Consider the following 26,260-nt stretch of genomic DNA (forward strand, 5'->3'; position numbering starts at 1 on the left):
TATTCTAAATTAAATCTATAATATCTATAGACATTGAAAACTAATTCCAGCTGCCGTAAGAATTTAAAAGACCCCTATCGTTTCAAAATCGGTATAACCATATGAAAAGACGAGATTTTATCAAGCTTTCGCTTGCGGTTGCACTGGCGGGTACGTTTCAGGTTACTTCCCATGCGCAGACGAACAATTCGACAAAACTGGTCGTCGCGGATCAGAGCGAGTTCGTGCGTAATCTGCTGGATGCAAGCGGAGAGAGAAGCAAGCTCCAGTTTGACATCGAGTTTCCAAATTTTGCCGGTGGTCCAGCGATCTACGAGGCAATCCGCGCCGGTGCGCTGGATATCGCCTATGTCGGCGACACGCCGCCCATTCAGGCACGCGCTGCAGGAACGCTTCTGCCTATTATCGGTACTTTCACCCGAGAACTGGCCACATATCGGCTGACGACCAGACCCGGTCTCGTCATCAACAAGCTCTCCGAACTGAAGGGCAAGAAGGTCAGTTATATTGAGGGCTCGGGGCGGCAGGTGTACCTGACCGAGGCGCTCAACCGTGCCGGACTCAGCCTGAAGGATGTGGAACTCGTCAATCTCCGCGTCGCAGATCTTCCCGATGCCGTTCGTTCCAGCACGGTCGATGTGGCGGTGCTGCAGGAGCCGCACATAACGCGGTTGGTGAAACAGGTCGGTGCATCTCCGGTCCTCGATCCGGAAGAACGTCGTCTTCTTCCCAGCACTTCCTATTTTTATGCCCGTCCCGATGTTCTTGCCGACCCGGAAAAATCCGCAGCAATCCGCGAATTCCTGGCGGCATTTGTCAGGGCAGCGAAATGGAGCAATGAAAACGAGGAAAGCTGGGCCAAGTTCTACTACACAGATTTCCAGCGCGTCGATCCGGCCGATACGGCAGCGATCCTAGCGGCACAGTCTCCGCTTGTCCTGCAAACGTCTGCAGAGGCAATCCCTCATCATCAGAAGCTGATCGATATTCTTTATCAGGCAGGTTCGATCAAGGAGCGTTTCGACGCCAGGCAATCCTTTGTGGATACCTATGACGACGTGATCGCTGCAGAGCGTTGAGCGCAAGATATCAGCGAGGAGGTCCCATGACTGATATGATAGCCAATGTATTCGTCCCCAAGCCCGGCAGGCTACGCTCCGGCAAGGGCGAAACCCGGTCAAGCCGACGGCATGGCGGTCAGTTGGCGCCCAGGCGACTGCCCGGCGGCATGCGGCTTCTTGGACCGATAATCGTGCTGCTCTTATGGGAAGCCACTTCGCGTCTAGGGCTGGTTTCGCCGAGTACACTTGCCGCTCCCTCGACCGCATTTGTCACCGGCTATCAGATGTTTGCCGATGGCACACTGCTACCGCATCTTCTCGCCTCTGCCGCACGTGCCTATTCCGGTCTGTTTCTGGGCGTGCTCGCTGGTGTCGCGTTGGCGCTTCTCTCCGGTCTCACCCGCAGCGGTGAAGCGCTGATCGACGGGCTGGTTCAGATCAAACGGGCTGTTCCCACGCTTGCACTTATTCCTCTGGTCATCATCTGGCTTGGCATCGGCGAAGCGATGAAGGTCTTCCTGATTTTTACTGCCGTCCTGGTGCCGGTCTATATCAATACCCATGCAGCGCTTCGCGGTATCGACATCGCCTATATCGAGCTTGCCCGCACGCTTGGCCTTACCCGCAGCGAATTCATTCGCAAGGTCGCACTTCCAGGGGCATTGCCCGGCTTTTTTGTGGCTCTGCGACTGGCCGTTGCTCTTTGCTGGACAGCCCTGGTGGTGCTGGAACTCATCAATACCCAGACGGGCATCGGCTATCTCATGAACCGGGCCCGTGACTGGGGGCAGACTGATATCATCGTCGTCGGCATCATCATTTATGCCGTGCTTGGTCTCGTATCGGATGCGGTTGTTCGCTTTGTCGAAGCGCGAGCTCTGTCCTATCGGAGGTCGCTCGGTTCATGAACACTCACATCAAGACACCTCCGGCAGTCGTTCTGCGGAATATCTCGCGCGGCTTTCGCGGCAAAACCGTCCTCGAACATATTTCGCTGGAAATCCCGCAGGGGCAGTTCGTTTCGCTGCTGGGTGAATCTGGTTCGGGCAAGACAACGCTCCTGCGCGCATTGGCCGGTCTTGATGATGATGCGGAAACTGAAGGCCATTTCGTGGTTCCGGTCAGCATGTCGGTTCTCTTTCAGGATTCACGGCTGCTGCCATGGATGAAAGTGCTGGACAATGTCACCTTGGGACTGCGCCGTCCCGATCCGGCGGAAGCCGCCCGTGCCATGCTGGAAGCAGTCGGTCTGGGCGACAAGGCCGACGTATGGCCAGCCACCTTGTCGGGCGGGCAGAAACAGCGGGCGTCGCTGGCACGTTCGCTTCTGCGCGAACCGGAACTGTTGCTGGCTGATGAACCCTTCGGCGCACTCGATGCACTGACGCGCATGCGCATGCATGCCTTGCTGTTCCGGCTGATCGAGACAAGGAGGCCAACCGTCATTCTGGTGACGCATGATGTCGATGAAGCCTTGCTGCTCTCGGACCGCATTCTGGTCCTGAAAGATGGGCGTATCGCCGAAGATCACGCAGTTGATCTGCCGCATCCGCGCCGTACCCGCCTCGATAAATTCACTGCTCTCCGACAGAGGCTACTGCAAAGTCTCGGTGTGGAAGGCAATGCTCTTTAAAGGAACTCGTCATGTCGAGAAAACTGCACCTGAACCTGTTTCTCATGTCTCGTGGCCATCATGAGGGCGCGTGGCGGCATCCGTCGTCTTCGCAAAAATCCCTGACCGATCTCGAACTTTATATCGAAGCGGCCCGGATCGCCGAAGCGGCCAAATTCGATGCGGTCTTTCTGGCGGATACGCTTGTTGCCCCCAACAGCAGCGGGCTCGCGGCTTCCGGGGCACTCGAACCGATAGTGTTGCTGTCGCTTCTCGCCGGAAAAACGCAACGCATTGGTCTTATCGGCACGGCTTCCACGACCTATAGCTTGCCCTATACGCTGGCACGCCAGTTTGCGACGCTGGATCATCTTTCCCAAGGGCGCGCTGGTTGGAATATCGTCACATCCTGGGCTGCCGAGGCTGGAGCCAATTACGGCCTGCAGCAGAATGTCGACCATGCCGACCGCTACAAGATTGCGGAGGAGTTTGTCGAGGCCGTTGACGCGCTGTGGCGCAGTTTTCCGGCCGATGCCGTTCAAGACGATAGGGAAAGTGGGCAATATCTCGACCCTTCGCGGATAAAGCCAGTCAATTTCACTGGACGCCATTATCGGACTGCTGGACCGCTCAATGTGCCGGAAGGGCCGCAGGGCAGACCTGTCTATATTCAGGCGGGCCAATCGGATGCCGGTCGTGGTTTTGCCGCCAAATGGGCGGAGGCAATTTTCACCGCTCACATGACCAAGGAATCGGCGCGTGACTTCTACACGGATGTAAAGGGCAGGGCTGCGGCCTACGGACGGCAGAACGACGATATCGCCATTCTGCCTGGCCTGAGCGCTGCAGTTGGATCAACTGAAGCAGAAGCGGAACGTGTATGGGAAGAGCTTGATGCCTTGACCAGTACCGATGTCGGCCTCTCACGGCTGTCGGCTCGCTTCGGTGGTCACGACTTTTCTACCGTACCTCTGGATCGTCCATTGAAGGCTGGAGATTTCCCCGATCCGGAAGCCGTGCAGGCATCAAAAAGCCGCGTCATCGGCTATATCGAGATGTCTTTGCGCGAGGGCCTCACATTGCGGCAGCTGTTGCGCAAACTCGCCGGTGCGCGTGGCCATTTCGCGACGGTTGGCACGCCGGAACAGATCGCGGACACAATCGAAGACTGGTTCAGTTCGGGCGCTGCGGACGGCTTCAACGTGATGCCGCCAATCATCACCAGCCAGTTCGAGCTTTTCACGACGGAGGTGGTCCCGATTTTGCAGAAGCGCGGTCTTTTCAGGGAAGAATACGAGGGTTCGACGCTTCGCTCGCATCTGGGTCTGAAGCCGGTAGGCCCAAGAGAACTGCTGGCCAAGTCGGCTTGAGCCGTGCCGCCGTCAGTATTTTCGGCGTTAAAGCAAGCATATCCGCAGAGATAGCGCAGTTTTCTAAATTTCTTTCGAACTATGGAAAGAACAATCTCGGTCGGCATTTCCACGCATGCTAGAAATTGTCGAGTTCGGTTTATGAGAGGATCTGGCGTGGTATCAACGGTGACATATCTACGCGACAGCGCGTCCCGCTATATTGATGAACCGGAAGATATTGAGGTTTCTCCCGGTGAACTGAAAGCTGCAATGCGCCAACTTGCCGGTGGTGTCAGCGTCGTCACCGCAGGTTATGACGATGGCCGCACGGGCGCGACAGTGACATCGGCCACTGCTCTTTCAGTTGAGCCACCGACGATCATCGTAAACATCAATCGCGGTTCGTCGGTCTGGTCGGCGATTAGTCGCCACAACCATTTCTGCGTGAATGTTTTGTCCTCCGGCCAGCAGTCGATTGCTGATCGTTTTGCCGGCAAGGGCGGCATCAAGGGGACTGCCCGGTATGCAGGTGCCGAATGGTATTCGCTTGAAAGCGGAGCGCTGGCGCTGACAGGCGCTCTGGCGTCGGTCGATTGTGCGGTGGAAGACGTCATCGAGCGTCATACCCATGCAATCGTGATCGGGCGTGTTCTGAAGATCGTCACCGGTTCCGGTGAACCGCTCCTGTATCACAATGGCAGCTATCGGCTTCTGGACGTCGTATCAGGCGCTTAACCGGGCCCAGGTCGGCGCGGAACTGTCGTCTTCCAGTCCACCGTTGCGGGTAAATTGTTCAAGCGTCATCGTATCGAGAACGCCTGCTATTGCTTCGCGCACGAGCAGCATGGAGCGGCGTACCTGGCAGGCGCGGTGATCCTCGCAGTCGTCGCAAGGCTCATACGCTGTGCGGCTGGCACAACGGATCGGCGCCAGAGGTCCGTCCAGAACACGGACGACTTGTCCGATGGTGATTTCGGACGCGGGCTTCGACAGGCTATAGCCGCCTCCGGGACCCTTTTTGGAGCGCAGAATGCCATTATTGCGCAATTCCAGCAGGATTGCGTCGAGAAATTTCTTCGAAATATTATTCCGTGCGGCAATTTCAGCGACGAAGGCGCTTTCACCCGGCTCAAGCGCGGCGAGATGAGCCAGAGCCTTCAAACCGTATTTACCCTTCTTGGTAAGCATGCGCACTCCGCCGATGTTTCGCCGGGATGCTTTTGCATGAAATCGAGAGAATTGATAGTCTATTGCAATTGGCCGAGTGTCGCAGGAGCGCGAGCGTTTCAACCGATTTCGCGCGATGCAACAGGTGTATGATAGTAAAGCGGGAAGATCAGGCCGTAAGGAATGGTCACGACATCCGCCATTTGGTCGTCGGTTGGGCGATCATCACTCAACTCTTCGCGGCCCGAATAGCTGGTGTCCATGTCAGCTTCCGACAGCAGGAAGATAAACGCGCTCCAAAGCAGAAACGGGAGCAGGGCGATGGCGATATAAACGTAGCTCGTATCCATGCCGTGATGGTGGGCTACGGGGCCTTGTTCATCAAGGAACAGACTTCTCAAGTTTGATGGCTTTGAGGTCGGATTTTGCTTTTGTGGATCGCCACCGGAATTTTCTCCGGTGACGAAATCTCATGCGCCGACTATGCCGTCACTATGGGCAGGCAGCTCGAAGAGGCGGGCGCCATTGTCGGTTCCCTTTTCTTCGTAACCGATAATTTTGAACCATTTCACGATATCGGAACGGTCGAGCCAGCTTCGCGAATGAATAGGCAGATCGCCCGCCAAAGCCTGAATCTGCCGGATGTGCTGTTTGCAGAAGCGCACCGTATTTCGGTTGAAGAACTCTTCCTTCGCAGCAAAAAGCGTGTCAGTGGCGCCATCTCCCTCGTGCCAGGCGATGATTGCGACAACCTTGTCGTTCTGTAGTAAAGCGTGCGCCCGGCCTTCCCGCAAGTTCATCATCAGATTGTCATAGGCGGCCTTGGTATCTTTGCCGGCTGCGATGTACTCGATTGCCATCCGTCTTGAAAGGTCGTGAAAAACGCTCTCAAGATCACCGACAGTCGCTGTGCGTGCCTTCATTTTTCCGACCTCCCTTCGTTTCACTTCCGTCGCGTAGAAATCGCGACGCACCATAATGGCCACTTCCGGCCGTCGCTTTCAACGTGAAAAGTCCTTGCCGGTTCCGGCTAGGCGAAGTGAATTCTGCAGTGAGAGGGGCTCGAAACCGCAGGTCTGGGAAAATAGGCAGTGAACTAAGCCGGCATTCACGCGATTGTGAAAACCGTGCTCGAAGTGGTATCACGGGGCCTGATTTTCGTCGTTCTTCGGGCCTTTCCGAATTGCGCTAAGGCTCTAGTTTTATAATGAACTCCGGTTGGTTATGCACAACTAGGGTACAAGTTATTTGAACTATTCTGGAGGTATGTGTATCCAGCGTATATGTTTCTCGTCTGCGTATCGTGGAATTTTCTCGGAAACACCTCAAAAAGTCTTACCCACCAAATCGGCAGGAAACGACAATGACCGACCTTCCCGGATATCCGAGTCGGCGCAGTTTTCTGAAAGCCTCCGCGGCAAGCGTGATGCTTTCAGGGCTCGCTGTCTCAGCCAAAGCGGAGCCACAAACTCCCCCGGTTCCGCTTGAAGAATATGAACGTCAATATTTCAATGAAGTTGAATGGGCTTTCATTCTCGCCGCGACGGCGCGACTGATCCCGTCCGAGGGGGATGGCCCCGGCGCCATCGAAGCCCGTGTTCCCGTATTCATCGATCTCCAGCTTGCCGGCGATTTCGGTCGTGCGGATGACTGGTACATGGTCGGTCCCCACGATCCTTCGGCCGATCCGACGCGCGGCTGGCAGACACCCCTCAATCCGGCACAGATTTACCGGCAGGGCATTCCTGCCTTCAATGCGTGGTGCGAACAAAAGCATGGCGCAGCTTTCTCTGCCCTGACGGCTGAACAGCAGGACGCCGCTTTGACCTCGTTGCAGAAGGGGGAGGTCGGCCTACAGCCTGAACTGCGCGACTTCTTTACGCTTCTCTTGCAGAACACCAAGGAAGGCTATTTCGCCGATCCGATGTATGGCGGCAATCACGGCATGCAGGCGTGGAGCTATATCGGCTTCCCCGGTGCGCGCGGCAGCTACAAGGAATGGGTTGAACGCTATAATGTTCGCTATCCACTAGGCCCGATTTCGATCAAGGGCGAGAGGGCTTAACAATGGCACGTCAGGAAAAGAAAAAAGACGTGGTCGTCGTCGGCCTCGGCTGGACAGGCGCCATTCTGTCCATGGAACTGGCTCAGGAAGGGCTTGAAATCGTCGCGCTTGAGCGCGGCCACGACCAGAACACGGTCCCCGATTTCAAATATCCCAACATGATTGACGAGCTGAAATATGGCGTGCGCCTCAAGCTGATGCAGCGCGCCAGTCAGCAGACAGTCACGATCCGGCGCAACGAGAACGAAATTGCATTGCCTTATCGCAGCTTCGGCTCGTTCCTGCCGGGCAATGGCGTCGGCGGAGCGGGTACGCACTGGAACGGGCTGAACTGGCGTCCGCAGCCGGAAGAGCTGCGCCTGCGCTCCTATGTAAGGGAACGCTGGGGCGAGCAGATCATTCCGGAAGACATGCTCCTGGGCGATTATCCAATCCATTACGACGAGCTGGAACCGTTCTTCGACCGCTTCGAGCGCATTGCCGGCATTTCCGGCAAGGCTGGCAATCTCAAGGGCAAGACCGTCGAAGGCGGCAATCCGTTCGAGGGATGGCGTTCAAACGACTATCCGATGCCGCCAATGCACACGACCTGGGACGGACGGAAATTTGGAGATGCCGCCCAAAGCATGGGGTATCACCCGTTCCCGTCGCCGGGTGGTATCGCGTCGACGGCCTATGTCAACGAATATGGCATGCAGATGGGGCCGTGCAATCATTGCGGTTTCTGCGAGCGTTTCGGCTGCTACCAGTATTCCAAGTCTTCGCCGCAGACGGCAATTCTCGATGCACTGAAACGCATGCCGAACTTCTCCTATCGCACGGAGTCGGAAGTTCTGCGCGTCGAAATGGCGCCGGATGGCAAGACGGCTACAGGCGTTACCTATTTCGACGAGGCGACGCAGGAAGAGGTGTTCCAGCCCGCCGATATCGTTATTCTTGCGTCCTTCTCGCTCAACAATGTGCATCTGGCGCTGCTTTCCGGCATCGGCCAGCCATACGACCCGGCGACGGGCGAAGGTGTGACCGGGCGTAATTATGCCTATCAGATGAATGGCGGCGTGACGCTCTTCTTCAAGGATGAAGAGTTCAATCCGTTCATCGGCACCGGCGCGAACGGCATGTGCATCGACGATTTCGGTGTCAATCAGATCGATTTCGGACGGGAAGGCTTCATCGGCGGTTCGTACTGGCGCGCAGGCCAGACCAACGGCCAGCCGATCCGCAGTATGCCGCTTCCGTCGGGCACTCCAGCTTGGGGTGGGGCATGGAAAAAAGCCATCGCCGACTGGTACGGCCACGCCATGTCCATCGGCAGCCATGGTTCGCATATGTCCTACCGGACCAACCATCTCGATCTGGACCCGACCTACAAGGACCGTCACGGTCGCCCGCTTATGCGCATGACCTTCAACTGGAATCCGAACGATATCCGGATGACCCAGTACATGAAGACCAAGATGGAAGAGCTGGCGAAGACGATGAATCCGGACCTGCTGCAGTCGTCGTTCAAGAAGGAAGGCGCTCAATACGACGTGCGCCCATACCAGACGACGCACAATACGGGTGGCCATATCATGTCGGAAAATCCGCGTGAGGGCGTGGTCAACCGTTACTCGCAGGCCTGGGACAAGCACAATGTGTTCATGACCGGCGCAGGCAATTTCGTGCAGAACACGCAGTACAATCCGACAGGCCTGCTCGGCGGGCTTGCCTATTCGACTGCGCATGCGATCCGCACGCAATATCTGTCCAATCCGCGTCCGCTGATCTGAGGAGAATGGTGATGAAAACTTTTCTTCGCATAATCGGCGTTCTGGTCGTCATCGGGATTATCGCGCTGCTGGCCTTCATCTTCGTGCCGGTACAACTGACCAAGCCGACCAAGGAACTGGCCGCAGACTGGAAGCCCGCCGAAGGGCAGGGCCAGTATGTCATGTATGCCTCCGACTGCATGGCCTGCCATACGGCGGAAGGCGGCAAGCCCTTTGCCGGTGGTCGCCCGATTGCAAGCCCGATGGGCACAATTTGGACGACCAACATCACTCCTGACAAGGAGACCGGCATTGGAAACTGGACACTCGATCAGTTTCGCGCCGCTCTTTATGACGGCATTCGTGCCGACGGCTCGCATCTCTATCCGGCAATGCCATATGAAAACTATCGCAAGCTGACGGAAGAAGATGTCCGCGCGCTGTATGATTATTTCATGCATCAGGTAGAGCCGGTAAACAATGTCGTTCAGGAAACCAAGCTCGGCTTCCCGTTCAACATGCGTTTCGGCATTCGCGCCTGGAACTGGCTGGCTCTTGGCCAGGAAGCGGGCTTCAAGGCCGCTGGCAAATCGGAAGCAGAGGATCGCGGACAATATCTGGTCGAGGGACCGGCGCATTGCGCCGCCTGCCATAGCCCGCGCAATCCGCTGATGGCGCAAAGTGGCACACAGGTCGGTGACAAGGACTTCCTCACCGGCGGTGTTGTCGATGGCTGGAATGCACCGTCCCTGCGCGGTGCCAATTCCGCTCCGCAGAAATGGAGCATCGAGGAACTGGCGACCTACCTTGCGACGGGCCGCAATTCATACTCCACGGCCAATGGCGAAATGGGCCTTGCGGTCGAACATTCGTTGCAGCATCTCACCGACGCCGACAATCTGGCGATTGCCGCCTTCCTCAAGGGGATCGACGGTGCAGCCGTCGAAGTGCCGCAGGGTTTTGCTTTAAAGGCGTCGATGGCATTGCCAGCGGCTCCGGCGGATGCCGCCGGTGAAGCAACGACAAAGATGCTGACGGAAGCTTCTCCGGATATGCCTCTTGGTGCGCGTCTCTACATCGACAATTGTGCCGCGTGTCACTTCGTGACGGGCAAGGGCGCGCCGGAAATCTTCCCAGAGCTTGCCGGGAATGATCTTGTGACGGGTTCGGAAACGAAGCCGCTGATCTCGATCATCCTGCACGGCGCCGAGGTTCCGTCCACGGCGAAGCGTCCGATGCGTCTGGTGATGCAGGGTTATGCCGACCGCCTGTCGGATGACGAAGTTGCCGAACTGGCGACATTCGTGCGCTCGGCATGGGGGAACAGCGCAGGACCGGTAAAGGCGGCAGATGTCGCAGCGGTCCGTGGCAGCCAGACCCACTGAGAATAAAGTAACGGCGGAACACAAGTTCCGCCGTTTCTATCTATGCGGCTTCGATGTCGCGCATGGGCGGGTTTCCATAGAAGCGGCTATATTCACGGCTGAATTGCGAAGGGCTTTGATAGCCGACGCGATGACCCGCCGTACCGGCATCCAGCCGCTCGACCAGCATCAGCCTGCGTGCCTCGTTCAGACGCAACTGCTTTTGATATTGAACCGGCGTCATAGCCGTAATCGCCTTGAAATGATGATGAAATGACGACGCACTCATATTGACGTGTTCGGCAAGCTGTTCGATCCGCAATGGCGCTGCGAAGTTCTGCCGAAGCCACCCGATGGCGCGGGCTATCCGGTTAGCCTGGCTGTCGGCGGTTGCGATGTTGATCAGGCGCTCGCCGCCTGGACCTGTCAGAAGGCGATAGAGAATTTCCTGTTCGATGAGGGGTGCCATCACCGGAATATCCTCCGGGTTGTCGAGGAGGCGCAGCAGGCGCAAGGCTGCATCCAGCAATCCCGCTGGTGCAGCATTGACGGTGATGCCCCATTGATCGCCGTCGGTCATCATATGCCTGCGAACGTCGGCGCGCCCTATCAGGTCGGTGAGCTTTTCGCTGTCGATAGCGAGAGCCAGACAAAGATGCGGCGCTTCCGGGCTTGCTTCCACCACCCGCCATGTGACAGGCAGGTCGAGTGACGTCACCAGATATTCGCCCTTGGTGTAGTTGATCGTCTCGGAACCGAGACGCAGGGATTTCGCGCCCTGCAGAACCATGGCGAGACAGGGCCGATAGCTGCTATGGCAGGGTATGCTTGGCGTTGTCCGCCTGCTGATCCCCAGACCTTCGATTGGCGTGCGATATTCACCGTCCTGTCCGGTGAAACGCTCAGCCAGAGCGGCAAGCTCTTTATAGGTGTCTGTCAGTGAGGTCATAGGTTATCCGCTTGAGATGAGATAGAATACAGAAATTATTGATCAGACAGGCATGCATCAGCAATCATGAAGCAGGCAGTTTTGCAGGATCGTGCAAGAAGCTTGCAGGATCGGTCTACCGCTTCTGCCCTTGCTTCCCGCATATTCCGCTTACTTCCCTAATCCAATAAATGGAGTCTATCATGGCCATAGCAAGAGGTTACGCTGCTACGGATGCAGATGAACCGTTGGTTCCGTTCACTTTTGAACGACGTGAACCCAATGTGGATGACGTGGTCATCTCGATCCAGTATTGCGGTGTCTGCCATTCCGATATCCATACCGTCCGCAATGAATGGAAGAATGCCGTTTATCCAATCGTTCCGGGGCATGAAATCGCGGGCGTTGTCACTGCTGTCGGTGATGCGGTTACCAAGTTCAAGGTCGGCGACAAGGTCGGCGTTGGCTGCTTCGTGGATTCCTGTGTCGGATGCGCCAGCCGTGATGTCGACAACGAGCAGTATCTTCCGGGCCTCATCCAGACCTACAATACATTCGATGCGGAGGGAAAAGAGCGGACGCAGGGCGGATATTCCGACCATATCGTCGTCAAGGAAGGCTATGTCCTTTCCATGCCCGACAATCTTCCACTCGATGCGGCAGCGCCGCTGCTTTGCGCAGGCATTACGCTCTACTCGCCATTGCGCCACTGGAATGCGGGCCCCGGCAAGCATGTCGCCATCGTCGGCATGGGTGGGCTTGGGCATATGGGCGTCAAGCTCGCCAACGCCATGGGCGCGCATGTGACCGTTCTGAGCCAGTCGCTTTCAAAGAAGGAAGATGGCCTCAAACTTGGTGCCCACGAATATTATGCAACCAGCGACGCAACCACGTTCGAGAAGCTGGCAGGATCGTTCGATCTCATCATCTGCACGGTTGGCGTTGCCATCGACTGGAATGCCTATCTTGCCCTGCTCAAGGTAAATGGCACTATGGTTGTCGTCGGCGTTCCTGAAAACATGGTGCCGGTGCATGCGTTCTCGCTCATTCCCGGTCGCAAGTCGCTTGCGGGATCGATGATCGGTTCGATCAAGGAAACGCAGGAAATGCTGGACTTCTGCGGTCAGCACAACATCGTTTCGGAAATCGAGAAGATCACTATTCAGGACATCAACGAAGCCTATGAGCGCGTTCTGAAAAGCGACGTGCGCTACCGCTTCGTCATCGATATGGCTTCGCTGGCAGCTTAAACCGATAAACTGCGCGGCTCCTTCCTGGTGCTGCGCAGGCCATTTTTATTCAGCCTTGGTTACATCGTTATCAGCACCGGAGATCGAGATTGTCGGTTCGGTGGAGCCGTCGGCAAGTGACCAGGTCACCTGATGGTTCGCGCCGCTGACGTCGAATTGCGAAGGCCCGTCGACCTTTACATTGACGATATTCGCTGCGCCGGAAACCTCCAGAATTGAAGGGTCCGTTCCTTCCTTCAAGGTGGCGGATACCTGATTGTTCGACACTTCAACAATCAGATTTTGCGTTGCTCCGCCCGACACCGTGTTGTCAGTTCCCGATATCGAGAGCTTCTGGGCGTTCTCAAAGGTCACGGTATGGGAAACGCCATGAACGGTGACATGGCCGCATTCTCCCTTGAGCTTGACGTTATTTTCCGCACCGTAGATTCCGACATCGCCGGAGGTGCAGGTGATTTCCCTGCCGAGGCCCACGCCTTCGATTGTCTGTTCGTCTGCGAACGACGATTGCGCCGCAAGAAGTGTCAGGCTGCCTGCCAGCAATGCAATTTTCAACATCTCGACCTCTTTTACCAAAACCCCGCGCGCTGATTATTAACCATAGCTCATCTGTTCTGTATAGATATGGCATCCAATGGGACGATGCCTGTCTGATGGGAGCATATTGCTTATCGCTTATTTTCAAGAGCTGAATTACACTTGGTTTCATCGTGGGCATGCGGTGGGGGAAAGGCAGCTTTGGGACTCGACCAGAACACTTTGTTTTTTGCGACTGGTATCTGCTCGCTGGCAGTAGGCCTTACGATTCTCAGCGTCTGGTATCAGAATTCGCGGGACAAGTTTTTGCTTTGGGGCTGCCTTGGCATGATCCTGCTCGGCACGGGAGCAGTGCTTTATTATGCGGGGCCTTTGTCGCTGGCTACGGCCTCGATTGTTGCTTTCAGTCTGGAAAGTATAGGTTTCATATTTCTGATTATTGGTTCTCGGCAGATTTCCGGACGTCCGATACAACGCAGCTTTCTGGTCGTTCTGGCGGTTGCCGTCATATGCGCAACGACGCTTCCTATTCTGGCCGGGCAGACGGGTACCGGCACGGCGATCTTCAATCTGACTTCGGCTCTGCTGCTCCTGCTGACGGCGAAAGAATATTTCCGTGTCTATCGGGAAGCGCCGGTCCCTGTCATAGGCATGATCGCTCTATATACCCTGACGGCGATTTCGTTTTTTCTGTGCGGCGCTGTCATCCTGCATGAACAACAGTGGGTCATGACTACGATCCCAAGCAATTGGGCTGAAGATATCAATGCCATTACCGCCATCATAGGCATTACGGGCATTGGCGCGCTGTCACTGAATTTCACCCAGTCGCGCATTGCCCGCCGTCATGCCAATGAGGCACGCACCGACAGCCTGACCGGATTGCTGAACCGGCGCGCGCTTTACGACGTGCTGGACGATAATGAACTGCAACTCGGGGATTCAGTCGTGATCTTCGATCTCGATGCATTCAAATCCATCAATGATACGCATGGACACATTGTGGGCGATCAGGTGCTGGGCACCTTCTCCGACGTTCTGCGTAGCCATGTCAAAGGCGCGGCCCTCATCTCCCGCATAGGCGGCGAGGAGTTTGTTCTGATCCTGAGGCAGAAACACAATAGCGATGTTCTCGCTCTGGCCGACGCAATCCGCAAAGCCTTTGCGGCGATTGCATTCGAGGCCCCGGCGGGGGACTTCTCAACGACGACCAGTGCGGGGATCGCTTTCTGCACGCCGGGAGACGATGATTTCCAGACTGTTTTCCGCAGAGCCGATGCCGCGCTTTATCGCGCCAAACATATGGGCCGCAACAAGGTTTGCACGGAACTGCACAGCGTCGCCTGAGCTCTTCCGCATGAAAAGGGCCTGAAATCAGGCCCTTTTCGCTTTTTATTCCGTCACGAGATCACGTACCAAAGCGTTCTTCGCTAAGCGCCGCCGCCATCAGGGCCTTGGTATAGTCCTCGCGCGGGTGATCGAAGACCTGTTCGGTATCGCCCTGTTCGACGATCTTTCCGTTCTTCATCACGATCACATAGTCCGAGACCGCACGCACGACCGCCATGTCGTGGCTGATGAAGAGATAGGACAGGCCGTGGTCTTTCTGAAGGTCGCGCAGCAGGGTAACGATCTGCTTCTGCACTGAGCGATCCAGCGCACTCGTCGGCTCATCGAGGACGATCACGCGCGGTTTCAGGATCATCGTACGCGCAATGGCGATGCGCTGGCGCTGGCCGCCGGAAAATTCGTGCGGATAGCGATTGCGCATGGCCGGGTCCATGCCGACTTCCCGCAATGCTTCCTGCGCACGACGATCACGCTCTTTCGCCGAAAGGTTCGGTTCGTGGATGAGAAGCCCTTCGGTGATGATGCGTCCCACGGTCATGCGCGGGCTGAGCGAGCCGAAAGGATCCTGAAAAACGAGCTGCAATTCGCGGCGCTTCGGGCGCATCGCCTGCGATTCTGTCGGCAATTCCTTGCCGAGATAGGCGATACGGCCTTCTGACGGGAGAAGACGCAGAATGGCGCGACCGAGCGTTGACTTGCCCGAACCGGATTCTCCCACGATACCGATGGTCTGGCCTTCCTTCAGCGTCAGCGAGACATTGTTGACGGCTGTGAGATAGTTCGCAGCGCCGAGCCATGGCTTGTTGATGAGGAAGTTGACCTTCACATTGTCGGCGCGAACCAGCACCGGCGCGTCTTCACGGGGAGGCGCCTTTTCGCCTTCCGGCTCCGCATCGAGCAGCATCTTCGTATAGGGATGCTCAGGCGCAGTGAAAAGTTTTTCCGTATCGTTGGTTTCAACCACTTCGCCGGAACGCATCACATAGACCCGGTCGGCAAAGCGCCGCACGATGCCGAGATCATGCGTGATGAAGACCACCGCCATGCCCAGTCGCTTCTGCAGATCGGCCAGCAGGTCGAGAATCTGCGCCTGAATGGTGACGTCGAGAGCGGTGGTTGGTTCGTCGGCAATCAGGATGTCCGGTTCGTTGGCGAGCGCCATGGCGATCATGACGCGCTGGCGCTGTCCGCCCGACAGTTCATAGGGGTAGCTGTCGATACGGCGCTCCGGTTCTGGAATACCAACCAGCTTGAGCAGTTCAAGAATACGGGGGCGCGCCTGCTTCTTGTTCATGCCGCGATGATAGCGAAGCGGTTCGGCAAGCTGGTCGCCAATGCGGTAAAGCGGATCGAGCGACGTCATCGGCTCCTGAAAGATCATGGTGATCTTTGCACCGCGGATATTGTTCAGCTTCTTTTCGGACATGCCGATCAGATCCTGACCGCGATAGAGCGCCTGCCCGGTCGCCTTGCCGTTCTGGGCCAGAAGCCCCATCATCGCCATTGTCGTCTGGCTCTTGCCGGAGCCGGACTCGCCGACGATGGCGATGGTTTCACCGGCTTTGACATCGAGATTGATACCGCGCACTGCCTGCACCGGCCCGTCATGCGTGTCGAAAGTGACCTTCAGGTCGCGCACGCTCAGAATGTTTTCACTCGTCATCTCAGCGGTCCTTTGGGTCAAGGCTGTCGCGCAGGCCGTCGCCAAGGAAGTTCAGCGCAAACAGGATGATGGTCAGCGTTGCGGCAGGCCAGATCAATTGCCAGCTTGCACCGCGCATGTTCTGGGCGCCTTCGGAAATCAGCAGCCCCAGAGAGGTGAGGGGGTCCTGAACGCCGAGACCGAGGAAGGAGAGGAGACTTTCGAGCAGGATTGCCTTCGGTACCAGAAGCGTCACGAAAACGATGACCGGGCCGAGCGCATTCGGAATGATGTGGCGGGTGATGACGCCGCGCCGCGTCGCGCCAAGCGCTTCTGCCGCCTGAACAAATTCCTGACGTTTGAGGCTTAATGTCTGTCCGCGCACGATGCGCGCCATATCCAGCCATTCCGTCGCGCCGATGGCGATGAAGATGATGAAAATGGATCGCCCGAAGAAGACGAGCATCAGTATGACGAAGAAGATGAAGGGCAGCGAATAGAGAATATCCACCAGCCGCATCATCACGTTATCGACACGTCCGCCCAGATAACCGGAGATGGCACCGAAGGACACGCCCAGTATCAGAGACATCGCCGAAGCAAGCAGGCCGATGGCAAGCGACATGCGCACGCCGATGAAGATACGCGTCATCAGATCGCGGCCAAGATTATCAGTGCCGAGCAGGAAGTAATTGCGCGTCACGTTGAGGGTCAGCTTGCCCGACAGCCCATCGGAAGCGATGTCAATCTTCGGATTGCTGAACAGGTCCGAGCGCTGGAAATAACGCAGCACACGTTCATCCGTCGGGCGCTGTGCGGTGAAATCGACAACGACATTGTTGCCGCTCAGTTCCGGTTCGCCGGCAGCTTTCAATCGCGCGCGGGCAAGTTCGCGGTCAAGGCCCGGCAGGATGGTATCCGCACGCGGATAGGCTTCCAGGCTTGGGGCCACCCGCACGAACTGCGGATAAATCTTGTCGTAAGGATGCGGGCTCAGCATCGGGCCGAATATGCCCAGAAATGCCATCAGGAGAAGGACGATAGCGCTTGCCACCGCAGCCCTGTTCTTGCGCAGGCGCAACCATGCGTCCTGCCAGAGCGAGCGGCTTGGAACTTCCAGCCGGGCTGTTTCCGTCGGTACAGAAAGATCAGTCATAGCGAACCCTCGGATCAAGCCATGCATAAAGAAGGTCGACAATCAGGTTGAACACCACGACGAAGACCGAAATGACAACAACGGTTCCCATGACGAGGGTGTAATCGCGGCTGAGCGCGCCCTGCACGAAATAGCGACCGATGCCGGGAATGCCGAAAATCGTCTCGACGACGACCGAACCCGTGAGCAGGGCTGCAGCCGTCGGGCCGAGATAGGAGACGGCGGGAAGCATGGCGGCGCGCAATGCATGCACGCCCACAACCACACGCGATGGCAGGCCATAGGCGCGCGCGGTGCGCACGTGATTGGCGCGCAAAGCTTCGATGGTCGCTCCGCGTACGAGACGCGCAATGACGCCGACCTGCGGCAATGCAAGTGTCAGAACCGGTAATATCCAGTAGGTTACATTGGCCGACGACCAGCCGCCTGCCGGAACCCAGCCGAGGATGACACCGAACAAGAGGCTGAGGAGAGGGGCCACGACGAAGTTCGGTGTGGTGATGCCGAATGTGGCCAGTGCGACAACGAAATAGTCGACGGCTGAATTCTGCTTCAGCGCTGCCAGTGTGCCGAGAAACGTTCCGATAATTGCCGCAAGCGTCAGTCCGAGCGTGCCGAGCATGATCGAAACGGGCAGGCCGGAAGCGAAAAGGTCGTTCACGGTGAAATCGCGTCGCGTGAAGCTTGGTCCAAGATCGCCGTGCAGAAGATTGCCCAGATAAATCAGATACTGCTGCCACAGCGGCGCATCCATATTATAGGCCTTCTTGAGGTTCTCCAGGATCAGTGGATCAATCGGCCTTTCAAGGTCGAAAGGTCCGCCGGGCGCAAGCCGGATCAGAAAGAATGTCAGCGTGATGATGATAAATATCGTGGGTATCGCACTACCCAATCGTCGGAGCGTATAGCCCAGCATGTTCTCTTCCCTTCTTTACCGGATCGCTTTCAAACGATCCGGTAAATCCCACTAAGGGCGTGTTTCATTTTTGTTTTTAATTCTTTGTCGATAGCCAACGCGTGCCGTGCGAATTCATGAGGTTGTCTTCGTAACCCTGAACGCGGTCGGCAACGAGAGCGGTGGACGAATAGTACATCAGGGGCACGACAGCCCCGTCGCCGAGCAGTATCTTCTCTGCTTCAGCGAGGATTTTTGCCCGCTCTTTAAGATCGGTCGTAGTTGCGGATTTCGCCATCAGCGCGTCGTAATCCTTGTTCGACCATTCGGCATAATTGAAGTAATTGCCGGTGGTATAAAGCTCCAGGAACGAATTCGGATCGTTGTAATCGCCGATCCAACCGTCGCGGGTGATGTCGAACATCCCCTTTTCCTGAAGGTAGTTATAAAAGGTGGCGCCTTCGACCTCGTTGAGGGTCGCCTTGATGCCGATATTGCCCAGCATGTTGGCAAGCGCTGCCATGGTATTCTTGTGGTTTTCAGAGGTGTTGTAACGCAGGGTCACAGAAAGGCTGCCCGGCTGGACACCGGCTTCCTGCAGCAGTTCCTTGGCCTTGTCCTCGCGGTCCAGCACATCCTCGTCGGCGAAATCCAGCTTCGGCGCATCCTTGACGTAATTCGCAATGCCGGGCGGCACCATCGAACTAGCTGGCAGCATCACACCGCGCCAGACCTCATTGGCGAGGAACTCGCGATCGACGGCCATCGATATGGCCCGACGCACGCGCGGATCGCGCAGCTTGCTCGAGGGCTCGCCTTTGATGTCGACATAATAGATGCCGAGATAGGGAGCGAGGCGGAACTGGCTGCTGAGGTTCTTCTTCACATAATCCATCTGTTCGGCAGGAACATCGGAACAGATGTCGACCTCTTTCGCCTCGAAGCGACGCATGCAGCTTGCCCGGTCTTCAAACGGTATCCAGTTGACCGCATCGATCTTCACATTGGAAGCGTCCCAGTAATTCGGGTTCTTCTTCATGGAGATCTTGTCATTGGGAGTGAAACCGACAAGCGTGTAGGCGCCATTGGTCACCATATTGCCGGGCAGGGTGAACTTGTCGCCGAACTTCTCGACAGCCTTCCTGTTGACCGGAAATCCCGTCTGGTGCGTGAGAAGCTCAAGGAAATAAGGGGCAGGGTTCTTGAGGCTTATCTGAAGGGTCTTGTCGTCAAGCGCCTTCACGCCAAGCTGATCGACTGGTATCTTGCCGGTGGCAACTTCCTCGGCATTCCTGATGGCATAGAGGACGCTGGCGTAACCGGCAGCCGTCTTCGGGTCCATGATGCGGCGGAAGGAAAACTCGAAATCGCCCGCGGTGACGGGGTCGCCATTCGACCATTTGGCATTTTCGCGCATATGGAATGTGTAGGTGAGACCGTCTTCGGAAATATCCCACGATGCAGCCGCGCCGGGGATAGCCTCGCCCTTCTCGTTCTGCGCGAGCAAACCTTCATAAAGGTCGCGCAGGACACGGTTTTCCGAAACGGTGGTCGTGTGGTGCTGGTCCAGCGTGGCGGGGTCGGTATCGTTACCCCGGTTGAGCACTGTTTCTGCCGATGCAGCGCCGCTGAGTGCCATCAGGCAAATGCCTGTCATCAGGAATCCGCGAACCATTGTAAAAACTCCCATATACTTTTTAGAAAACGTTTGCCCCGACAAAAGAGGGCCCTCCGGAACAGCCGGAAGAAAAAGGGCCGCGCCGAGAAGCGCAGCCCGAGCTGAAAATTTATTGTTTAAACGAAAGCCAGCGCGTCTTGTGGCTATCCATCAGGTTGTCGTTCCAACCGTCGATCTTGTCCGAAACAAGGGCGCGCGACGAATAATAGAGGATCGGGATATTGCTCATCTCATCAAGCTTCAGCTGTTCGGCTTCTGCCAGTGTCTTGGCACGCTCGTTGAGATCGAGGATCTTTTCGGCCTTCGCCATCAGCGCATCGTAATCGGCGTTCTTCACCTTGGAATAGTTGAAGCTCACGTTGCTCTGGCTGATGAACAGGAAGTTCTGCGGATCGTTATAGTCACCGATCCAGCCTGCACGGGCGATGTCAAATGGACCGTCGTCGCGCATGAAGTTGAAGTAGGTCGCACCTTCAGTTTCGTTGAGCGAAGCCTTGACGCCGATATTGCCGAGCTGATCGGCGATGGCAGCCATGGTGTTCTTGTTGTTTTCCGAGGTGTTGTAGAGCAGTTCGATCGAAAGCGTATTCGGCTCTACGCCTGCTTCCTTCAGCAGTTCCTTGGCCTTGTCTTCGCGCTCCAGCATATCGTCGGAATAGTTGAGCTTCGGCGCATCCTTCACATAATTGGCGATGCCCGGAGGAACCATCGAATAGCCCGGCAGCATGGTGCCTTGCCAGACCTGATCGGCAATGAAATCACGGTCGATGGCCATGGAAATCGCCTGGCGGACGCGCGGGTCCTTCAGCTTGCTGTCAGCGGTCTTGCCCTTTACCGGCAGATAATAGACGCCGAGATAAGGCGCCATGCGGAATTCCTTGGAAAGGTTCTTCTTCACATAGTCCATCTGCTCGGCCGGAACGTCGGAGCAGATCTGCACTTCCTTCGCCTCGAAACGGCGCATGCAGCTTGCGCGATCCTCGAACGGTATCCAGTTGACCGTATCGATCTTCACCTGATCCGCTTCGTAATAATACGGATTCTTCTTCATCACGATCTTGTCGTTCGGGGTGAAGCTTTCCAGCATATAAGCGCCGTTCGTCACCATCTTGCCGGGCGTGGTGAACTTGTCACCATTCGCCTCGACGCTTTTCTGGTTCATCGGGAAGCCGGTCTGGTGGGTCAGAAGCTCAAGGAAATACGGAGCAGGGGCGTTCAACGTGACCTTGAGAGTGTGGTCATCGACGGCTTCGACGCCGAGCTGGTCGGTCGGCTTCTTGCCTCCGGCAATGTCTTCGGCGTTCTTGATGATGAACAGCATGCTGGCATAACCGGCGGCCGTCTTCGGGTCCATCAGGCGGCGGAAGGTGAACTGGAAGTCACCGGCGGTGACCGGATCGCCGTTCGACCATTTTGCGTCATCGCGCAGATGGAAGGTGTAGACGGTGCCATCTTCGGAAACATCCCAGGATTTCGCTACACCCGGCACTGCTTCGCCATTTGCGTTCTGAATAGTCAGGCCGTCATACAAGTCGCGCATGACATTACCTTCAGCCACCGTCGAGGTGCGATGATGGTCCAGTGTCGCGGGATCGGTGTCGTTGCCGCGATTGAGAACGACTTCAGCCGAAGCTGCTCCGGCCAGCGCCAGAAGACACACACCTGTCAGTAGAAATTTACGATACATTTGAGAACCCCTCCTTTGAAATTTTTGAAATGTCCCGCATCTTATGGATAAGCACGCCACTTGCAAGAGAACTTATCAACGCTTTGACTTAATTAACATATTCACAATTTCTTGAGCAATTTATATGGTGGTTTTCTGGTACGGAAACACGCATTTTCATCGAATTTACAAGCTCGAATTGCCGTCCATATGTGCCAGAAAAATGCCGTAAATTCCGGCATTTGCGACGTTTGAATGTCAGCTGAATTGACGTCGGGCTTCACCCGATTCGCTGAAAGTTACATACGCGGCTTTTGGCGCGCGTTTCTGTGTATGAATTGTGCTGTGAAGTCGCAATTGTAGGCCTGGAGTGCGAGCTTCAACGAGAAGCGCCGCTGGGTCGCGTTCTCAAGCAGTAAGAGGGCGTTCGGCGCGCTTCAGCAAGCGCACCGCTCGTTTGCCCAGGGAGGATCGGACTGAATGCCTGCGTTGCCGTCTCAGGGATGCCCAACAGGAATCTGGTTCAACAGCGCGAACAGAATGGCCGAGAGGATTGCGGCAGCAGGAACCGTTACCACCCAGGCAGCTGCAATCGTCAGTGCGTGGGAGCGGCGAACCAGCTTGCGACGGCGGCGCTCCTCAACCGGGATAGAATCCAACGGCAGGGCCTGGCGCGCCTTCTTCAATCGTCGTTCAGTGTCCCATTCGCGGAAGAAACCAACGCCAAAGATCGCTCCAATGGCGATGTGGGTCGAACTGACCGGCAATCCCAGCCAGCTGGCCAGAATGACGGTGATTGCGGCTGACAGTGACACGCAATAAGCACGCATCGGGTTCAGCTTGGTGATCTGATTGCCAACCATTCGAATGAGCTTAGGGCCAAACAGACACAAGCCGAATGAAATGCCACATGCGCCGATCAGCATAACCCAGAGCGGAATCTCAACGCCGTCGTTTAACGCGCCGGTCTGCGATGTCTGGACAATTGCCGCGAGCGGCCCGACGGCATTTGCCACATCATTTGCACCATGGGCAAAGCTGAGCAATGCCGCCGAAACAACGAGAGGAATGCTGAACAGGATCTTGAGTGACTTATTGCGGTTTTCGAGCCCGTATGACTGGCGGCGGATGACCGGGATCAAGATCAACCAACTTCCGACGCCAACAGCCAATCCACAGATCAGAGCTACCTCAATCGATACGTCGATCAGCTGTTTCAGCCCCTTCATGATCAGATATGTCGCGAAGGTCCCCGCCATGAGACCAACAAGGATTGGCACCCATACGCGAGCGGCAGCAATCTTATCTGCACGATAGACAATGCGGGCTTTAATCAACCAGAGAAAACCAGCCGCTATGATCGCACCCAGCACTGGCGAGATAACCCAGCTTGCCGCAATCGCCGCCATTTGAGACCAGTTCACCGCTCCGAAGCCAGCTGCGACGATGCCTGCACCCACGACACCGCCGACGACGGCATGCGTTGTTGAAACAGGAGCGCCGATCCACGTCGCAAGGTTGACCCAAAGCGCGGAGGCGAGCAACGCTGCCATCATTGCCCAGATGAACATGATCGGTGTTGCAAGTGTGTCTGGCGCAATGATGCCGGTTGCGACCGTTGACACAACATCGGCTCCGGCGATGAGTGCGCCAGCACTTTCAAACACTGCGGCGATCGCAATCGCGCCCCCCATGCTCAGTGCATTGGCACCGACAGCCGGTCCCATATTGTTGGCCACGTCGTTGGCGCCAATGTTCAAAGCCATGTAGGCACCAAAAACGGCCGCGGCCACAACGATGAGCATTTGGCTGGTCTGGCCCAGCAGCATGGCCGCGCCAAGTCCGGCAAGCATGATGAATACGAGAGCAATGCCCGGAGCCACGAGCGGACGTGAGACGTAACTCGCCGCCGTTTCCAGCTTGACGAAGCGGCCCAAGTCCCGGTCCAGAGTCTCTAGATGCCGAGCTTCGAGATCTTCGTTTGCCATGATTTACTCTTGATTTCTAACGCAGCGTACCAGTCGACACGGACGCTTGGGGATGATCCAATTCAGGAATTTGACCGGTGTTTAAATGCGGCCTTTTTGAAAAGTCAATGGTTCGAGGTCAAGATGACCAATATGGAGGGCCGCTCGACAAGCTATGATGGAGTCCTAATCTGATGCACGACCCGACAACGGGATAAAGCTCTCTGCCATTTAAGTCAGCGTATTTGCTGAGATATCCTCCGGTTCACGCGACCCGCAGGGCAAATAGCGTGACGTTTGTCGCTGTTGGGCCAGGCTTAGCTGGCCGGCGGCACGTAGCGGAAGGTGTTGACAGCTATTCCCTAGAGTTTTTCAGGATAGGTGTTGTTCCTACCCAGAGTTCCTTCGCAGTTTTCGATGTCATGTTGCGTGCGCGGTGCGGCAACGACGATGGAAAATGCAACGTGTCTCCGGCTTTTAGATAATATTCCTTCCCATTGATTTCGTAGAGAATTTCACCTTCGATCAGATAGAGAAAATCCTCGCCTTCGTGCGATGTCATTTCAGAGACGTAACCTGGCGGAATATGGGTTATGCACCCGTTCAAAAGCGCGCCCGGAAAACCTCGCTCCACAATTTCATACACGCGTTCCTTCGTCTCGATATTGTATCCTTGGCGCGATTCCGCCCGCGAGACGATAGAATGCTCGGCGGGTGGTGTATGATTGAGAAACGTATCGACGCTTGTGCCCAGTACATTGGCAATCTTGTATAGAGTGACCAGAGACGGCGTTGAAATCCCGCGCTCGATCTGACTGATAAACCCTTCTGTCAGACCTGCCTTTGTGGCGACAGTTTTCATCGTCATGCGCAGAGCTTTGCGTCTCTGACGCAGAAGAGTGCCCAGTCGTTCGATATGTTCGCTTGTTTCCTCCCTCTGGACGAAGTCAGTTGGGCTTAGGCCGGCCATCTTTTCAATTTCTCGCATTTCACATTCCGTACCTTGCCTTTCGAACTTTAGTGTGATTAAAGTTCGAAAGGCAAACTGATATATCAATGATTAAACTTTAGCTGAACTTAACAATATCAGGCACGCTTGGCCAGAGAAGGGGGGATGAAAAGCTCTCTGGAGAAAAGCATCTGAATAGCAAGGCCTGGTTCGAAGCCAAAATAGGGGAGGACTTCTATGAAACTGCCGACAAATCTGTTTCTCGCGACCGCGCTAACGATGGGCAGCCTGACAAGCGTGGCCATGGCGGTGGAACGCGGTGGCACCATGACCTTTGCGCGCTATGACGACTCGACGCTTATCGATCCGGTATATGCCGACCGCAATCCCGATATCTGGCTGGTGACAAGCCTTTACGAAACGCTTCTGCGCAATGGCCACGATGGCAAGATCGAGCCGGGTCTTGCCGAAAGCTATACGGTTTCGCCGGACGGACAGACCGTGACGCTGAAGCTACGCGACGGCCTTTTCTTCTCGGACGGCAAGCCTATCACTACAGAAGATGTAATTTTCTCGCTCAACCGCTCGCGCAACCCTGATTTTGGCCCGTGGGCCGACTTGCTTGGTTCTGTCGATAAGGTCGATGCGGATGGCAACCTCATAACTATTTCGCTCAAGCACGCCGATCCGACCGTCGTGCCGGTTCTGGCAAGCTTCAACACCGGCATTGTTCCAAAGGCTGCGTTCGAGAAGGCCGAAGGCGAGGCGGACAAGGATAAGGCCGCTTCATTTTTCGCCAAGGGACCGGTTACATCAGGTCCTTTTACGCTTAAAAGTCGCACGGCAGGCACCAGCATGGTCTTTGCCCGCAATCCGCATTACTGGCGCCAAGGCGAGGACGGCAAACCGCTGCCCTATCTCGACGAAGTCAACTTTCTGATCATCCCAGACGATGCGACGCGTATTCTGAAACTGCAGGCTGGTGAGGCCGATGCGGCCGAATTCATTCCATTCTCTCGCGTTTCGGAGCTTAATACGCAGCCCAACATCAAGGTCGAGCTGTTCCCGTCGAGCCGCATCATCTATTCGCCCATCAATACCCGCGCCACGAAAGGTGACGGATCGGGCAACCCGCTGAGCGACAAGCGCGTCCGCCAGGCGCTGAACTATGCCACCAGCAAGGAAATGCTGATCAAGCTTATCACCTTTGACACCGGCAAGCCGATGACGTCGCTAATGGCGGCCTCCACCAACCTGCATTACGGCCCCGCACCGCTCTATCCTTACGATATAGACAAAGCCAAGGTGCTGCTTGCTGAAGCCGGTTTCGACAAAGGTCTGAATATCAAGTTCACCACGCTTGCTGGCAGCGCGGAAGACTCCACGCTCTTCACCGCCCTACAGCAGATGTGGACCCCGCTCGGCATCAATATGACAGTAGAGCAGGTCGATAATCCAACCCGTGGCGCCAAGAACCGCACTGGCGACTTCGATATTCATACCTATGCTTGGGCGAACGACATCAACGATCCTGCACAGGTCACCGGCTGGCTCGGCTATTACAAGCTTCGTCAGTCGGTCGGTACGGGCTGGAATAATGAAAAGTTCAACTCGCTTTTCGAGGCCTCCAATAAAGAGGCGGACCCGGAGAAGCGCGCGGCTCAATATGAGGAAATGCAGAAAATTTATGCGGATGAAGCACCGCTACTTTTTCTCTTCGAGACGCCTTTCGCCACGGCCCTTTCCAAGACCGTTACCGGTTTTGTGCAGACCCCGCTTGGCGTTAACGACTTCTCGGAAGCCCAAAAGGCAAAGTAATCGAGACATGTCATGCAGGTCAGGTCGGTCACCTTGCCTGGTTTGCCATTCC

General features: G+C 56.1%; 23 protein-coding genes. 11 read left to right on the forward strand and 12 right to left on the reverse strand.

The features are described from left to right. Positions 1 to 101 precede the first annotated feature (101 nt). The 5 genes from HWX93_RS00430 to HWX93_RS00450 all read left to right on the forward strand — a co-directional run bounded on the left by HWX93_RS00430 (position 102) and on the right by HWX93_RS00450 (position 4,760). On the forward strand, positions 102 to 1,079 hold the full coding sequence (locus tag HWX93_RS00430; RefSeq protein ID WP_176036087.1) for an ABC transporter substrate-binding protein: 978 nt from the start codon (positions 102 to 104) through the stop codon (positions 1,077 to 1,079). A gap of 26 nt (positions 1,080 to 1,105) precedes the next feature. Then, complete coding sequence (locus HWX93_RS00435) at positions 1,106 to 1,969, forward strand: ABC transporter permease (protein ID WP_176036088.1); 864 nt, start codon at positions 1,106 to 1,108, stop codon at positions 1,967 to 1,969. Continuing rightward, on the forward strand, positions 1,966 to 2,694 hold the full coding sequence (locus HWX93_RS00440) for an ABC transporter ATP-binding protein (RefSeq protein WP_176036089.1): 729 nt from the start codon (positions 1,966 to 1,968) through the stop codon (positions 2,692 to 2,694). The genes HWX93_RS00435 and HWX93_RS00440 overlap by 4 nt, the downstream gene beginning before the upstream one ends. A gap of 11 nt (positions 2,695 to 2,705) precedes the next feature. Further along, entirely contained in the window at positions 2,706 to 4,043 is a 1,338-nt protein-coding gene (locus HWX93_RS00445) for an LLM class flavin-dependent oxidoreductase (protein WP_176036090.1), read from the forward strand. Positions 4,044 to 4,199: 156 nt separating this feature from the next. Then, positions 4,200 to 4,760: a flavin reductase family protein gene (locus HWX93_RS00450; RefSeq protein WP_176036346.1), complete on the forward strand. Its 561-nt coding sequence runs from the start codon at positions 4,200 to 4,202 to the stop codon at positions 4,758 to 4,760. On the opposite strand, the gene HWX93_RS00455 is transcribed toward HWX93_RS00450, so the two are convergent. The 3 genes from HWX93_RS00455 to HWX93_RS00465 form a co-directional block, all read right to left on the reverse strand. Then, the gene (locus tag HWX93_RS00455) at positions 4,749 to 5,213 is read right to left on the reverse strand and encodes an RrF2 family transcriptional regulator (protein WP_109989393.1); all 465 of its coding nucleotides are present in this window, start codon (positions 5,211 to 5,213) and stop codon (positions 4,749 to 4,751) included. The genes HWX93_RS00450 and HWX93_RS00455 overlap by 12 nt on opposite strands. Positions 5,214 to 5,311: 98 nt before the next feature. Continuing rightward, on the reverse strand, positions 5,312 to 5,593 hold the full coding sequence (locus HWX93_RS00460) for a hypothetical protein (RefSeq protein WP_235969033.1): 282 nt from the start codon (positions 5,591 to 5,593) through the stop codon (positions 5,312 to 5,314). Positions 5,594 to 5,662: 69 nt separating this feature from the next. Next, the gene (locus HWX93_RS00465; protein WP_109989422.1) at positions 5,663 to 6,115 is read right to left on the reverse strand and encodes a hypothetical protein; all 453 of its coding nucleotides are present in this window, start codon (positions 6,113 to 6,115) and stop codon (positions 5,663 to 5,665) included. Between the two features lie 440 nt (positions 6,116 to 6,555). On the opposite strand from HWX93_RS00465, the gene HWX93_RS00470 reads away from it, so the two are divergent. Genes HWX93_RS00470 through HWX93_RS00480 form a run of 3 tightly spaced genes read left to right on the forward strand, consistent with a single transcriptional unit; the run spans position 6,556 to position 10,393 of the window. Then, positions 6,556 to 7,257 (forward strand): gluconate 2-dehydrogenase subunit 3 family protein, encoded by a 702-nt coding sequence (locus tag HWX93_RS00470; RefSeq protein ID WP_109989395.1) that lies wholly within the window; start codon positions 6,556 to 6,558, stop codon positions 7,255 to 7,257. 2 nt (positions 7,258 to 7,259) lie between these two features. After that, complete coding sequence (locus tag HWX93_RS00475) at positions 7,260 to 9,029, forward strand: GMC family oxidoreductase (RefSeq protein ID WP_176036091.1); 1,770 nt, start codon at positions 7,260 to 7,262, stop codon at positions 9,027 to 9,029. A gap of 11 nt (positions 9,030 to 9,040) precedes the next feature. Then, complete coding sequence (locus HWX93_RS00480; RefSeq protein ID WP_176036092.1) at positions 9,041 to 10,393, forward strand: cytochrome c; 1,353 nt, start codon at positions 9,041 to 9,043, stop codon at positions 10,391 to 10,393. Between the two features lie 40 nt (positions 10,394 to 10,433). Here the strand turns inward: HWX93_RS00480 and HWX93_RS00485 are convergent, their stop codons facing one another. Then, positions 10,434 to 11,321, reverse strand: coding sequence for an AraC family transcriptional regulator (locus HWX93_RS00485; protein WP_176036093.1), 888 nt, complete (start codon positions 11,319 to 11,321; stop codon positions 10,434 to 10,436). A gap of 182 nt (positions 11,322 to 11,503) precedes the next feature. On the opposite strand from HWX93_RS00485, the gene HWX93_RS00490 reads away from it, so the two are divergent. Beyond that, positions 11,504 to 12,550 carry an NAD(P)-dependent alcohol dehydrogenase gene (locus HWX93_RS00490; RefSeq protein ID WP_176036094.1) on the forward strand — a complete coding sequence of 349 codons (1,047 nt, stop codon included), beginning with the start codon at positions 11,504 to 11,506 and terminating at the stop codon, positions 12,548 to 12,550. A gap of 45 nt (positions 12,551 to 12,595) precedes the next feature. Here HWX93_RS00490 and HWX93_RS00495 read toward each other — a convergent pair whose 3' ends face one another. Continuing rightward, complete coding sequence (locus HWX93_RS00495; protein ID WP_176036095.1) at positions 12,596 to 13,108, reverse strand: DUF3060 domain-containing protein; 513 nt, start codon at positions 13,106 to 13,108, stop codon at positions 12,596 to 12,598. Positions 13,109 to 13,288: 180 nt separating this feature from the next. Between HWX93_RS00495 and HWX93_RS00500 the strand changes: the two genes are divergently transcribed. Further along, complete coding sequence (locus tag HWX93_RS00500; protein WP_176036096.1) at positions 13,289 to 14,434, forward strand: sensor domain-containing diguanylate cyclase; 1,146 nt, start codon at positions 13,289 to 13,291, stop codon at positions 14,432 to 14,434. Positions 14,435 to 14,495: 61 nt separating this feature from the next. Here the strand turns inward: HWX93_RS00500 and HWX93_RS00505 are convergent, their stop codons facing one another. The 7 genes from HWX93_RS00505 to HWX93_RS00535 form a co-directional block, all read right to left on the reverse strand. Then, the gene (locus tag HWX93_RS00505; protein WP_109989402.1) at positions 14,496 to 16,100 is read right to left on the reverse strand and encodes an ABC transporter ATP-binding protein; all 1,605 of its coding nucleotides are present in this window, start codon (positions 16,098 to 16,100) and stop codon (positions 14,496 to 14,498) included. 1 nt (position 16,101) lies between these two features. After that, the gene (locus HWX93_RS00510) at positions 16,102 to 17,235 is read right to left on the reverse strand and encodes an ABC transporter permease (protein WP_176036097.1); all 1,134 of its coding nucleotides are present in this window, start codon (positions 17,233 to 17,235) and stop codon (positions 16,102 to 16,104) included. Beyond that, positions 17,228 to 18,151, reverse strand: a complete 924-nt coding sequence (locus tag HWX93_RS00515; protein WP_109989404.1) for an ABC transporter permease — start codon at positions 18,149 to 18,151, stop codon at positions 17,228 to 17,230. The genes HWX93_RS00510 and HWX93_RS00515 overlap by 8 nt, the downstream gene beginning before the upstream one ends. Positions 18,152 to 18,227: 76 nt before the next feature. Next, positions 18,228 to 19,805, reverse strand: a complete 1,578-nt coding sequence (locus tag HWX93_RS00520) for a peptide ABC transporter substrate-binding protein (RefSeq protein ID WP_109989405.1) — start codon at positions 19,803 to 19,805, stop codon at positions 18,228 to 18,230. A 112-nt stretch (positions 19,806 to 19,917) separates the two neighbouring features. Next, a complete protein-coding gene (locus tag HWX93_RS00525) occupies positions 19,918 to 21,495 on the reverse strand; it encodes a peptide ABC transporter substrate-binding protein (protein ID WP_109989406.1) in 1,578 nt (525 codons plus the stop codon). Positions 21,496 to 21,971: 476 nt separating this feature from the next. Then, positions 21,972 to 23,462, reverse strand: a complete 1,491-nt coding sequence (locus HWX93_RS00530; protein ID WP_109989407.1) for an inorganic phosphate transporter — start codon at positions 23,460 to 23,462, stop codon at positions 21,972 to 21,974. Positions 23,463 to 23,796: 334 nt separating this feature from the next. After that, on the reverse strand, positions 23,797 to 24,429 hold the full coding sequence (locus HWX93_RS00535) for a cupin domain-containing protein (protein ID WP_176036098.1): 633 nt from the start codon (positions 24,427 to 24,429) through the stop codon (positions 23,797 to 23,799). Positions 24,430 to 24,627: 198 nt separating this feature from the next. Here HWX93_RS00535 and HWX93_RS00540 point away from each other — a divergent pair, with 198 nt between their 5' ends. After that, positions 24,628 to 26,208: an ABC transporter substrate-binding protein gene (locus HWX93_RS00540; RefSeq protein WP_176036099.1), complete on the forward strand. Its 1,581-nt coding sequence runs from the start codon at positions 24,628 to 24,630 to the stop codon at positions 26,206 to 26,208. The last annotated feature ends 52 nt before the right edge of the window (positions 26,209 to 26,260 follow it).

Origin of the sequence: Brucella tritici (genome assembly GCF_902825325.1) — a bacterium.
Lineage (GTDB): Bacteria > Pseudomonadota > Alphaproteobacteria > Rhizobiales > Rhizobiaceae > Brucella.

Coding starts and splice junctions, on each gene's coding strand:
- HWX93_RS00430 (WP_176036087.1), top strand. CDS start 102: ATGAAAAGACGAGATTTTATCAAGCTTTCGCTTGCGGTTGCACTGGCG.
- HWX93_RS00435 (WP_176036088.1), top strand. CDS start 1,106: ATGACTGATATGATAGCCAATGTATTCGTCCCCAAGCCCGGCAGGCTA.
- HWX93_RS00440 (WP_176036089.1), top strand. CDS start 1,966: ATGAACACTCACATCAAGACACCTCCGGCAGTCGTTCTGCGGAATATC.
- HWX93_RS00445 (WP_176036090.1), top strand. CDS start 2,706: ATGTCGAGAAAACTGCACCTGAACCTGTTTCTCATGTCTCGTGGCCAT.
- HWX93_RS00455 (WP_109989393.1), bottom strand. CDS start 5,213: ATGCTTACCAAGAAGGGTAAATACGGTTTGAAGGCTCTGGCTCATCTC.
- HWX93_RS00465 (WP_109989422.1), bottom strand. CDS start 6,115: ATGAAGGCACGCACAGCGACTGTCGGTGATCTTGAGAGCGTTTTTCAC.
- HWX93_RS00470 (WP_109989395.1), top strand. CDS start 6,556: ATGACCGACCTTCCCGGATATCCGAGTCGGCGCAGTTTTCTGAAAGCC.
- HWX93_RS00475 (WP_176036091.1), top strand. CDS start 7,260: ATGGCACGTCAGGAAAAGAAAAAAGACGTGGTCGTCGTCGGCCTCGGC.
- HWX93_RS00480 (WP_176036092.1), top strand. CDS start 9,041: ATGAAAACTTTTCTTCGCATAATCGGCGTTCTGGTCGTCATCGGGATT.
- HWX93_RS00485 (WP_176036093.1), bottom strand. CDS start 11,321: ATGACCTCACTGACAGACACCTATAAAGAGCTTGCCGCTCTGGCTGAG.
- HWX93_RS00490 (WP_176036094.1), top strand. CDS start 11,504: ATGGCCATAGCAAGAGGTTACGCTGCTACGGATGCAGATGAACCGTTG.
- HWX93_RS00495 (WP_176036095.1), bottom strand. CDS start 13,108: ATGTTGAAAATTGCATTGCTGGCAGGCAGCCTGACACTTCTTGCGGCG.
- HWX93_RS00505 (WP_109989402.1), bottom strand. CDS start 16,100: ATGACGAGTGAAAACATTCTGAGCGTGCGCGACCTGAAGGTCACTTTC.
- HWX93_RS00510 (WP_176036097.1), bottom strand. CDS start 17,235: ATGACTGATCTTTCTGTACCGACGGAAACAGCCCGGCTGGAAGTTCCA.
- HWX93_RS00515 (WP_109989404.1), bottom strand. CDS start 18,151: ATGCTGGGCTATACGCTCCGACGATTGGGTAGTGCGATACCCACGATA.
- HWX93_RS00520 (WP_109989405.1), bottom strand. CDS start 19,805: ATGGTTCGCGGATTCCTGATGACAGGCATTTGCCTGATGGCACTCAGC.
- HWX93_RS00525 (WP_109989406.1), bottom strand. CDS start 21,495: ATGTATCGTAAATTTCTACTGACAGGTGTGTGTCTTCTGGCGCTGGCC.
- HWX93_RS00530 (WP_109989407.1), bottom strand. CDS start 23,462: ATGGCAAACGAAGATCTCGAAGCTCGGCATCTAGAGACTCTGGACCGG.
- HWX93_RS00535 (WP_176036098.1), bottom strand. CDS start 24,429: ATGCGAGAAATTGAAAAGATGGCCGGCCTAAGCCCAACTGACTTCGTC.
- HWX93_RS00540 (WP_176036099.1), top strand. CDS start 24,628: ATGAAACTGCCGACAAATCTGTTTCTCGCGACCGCGCTAACGATGGGC.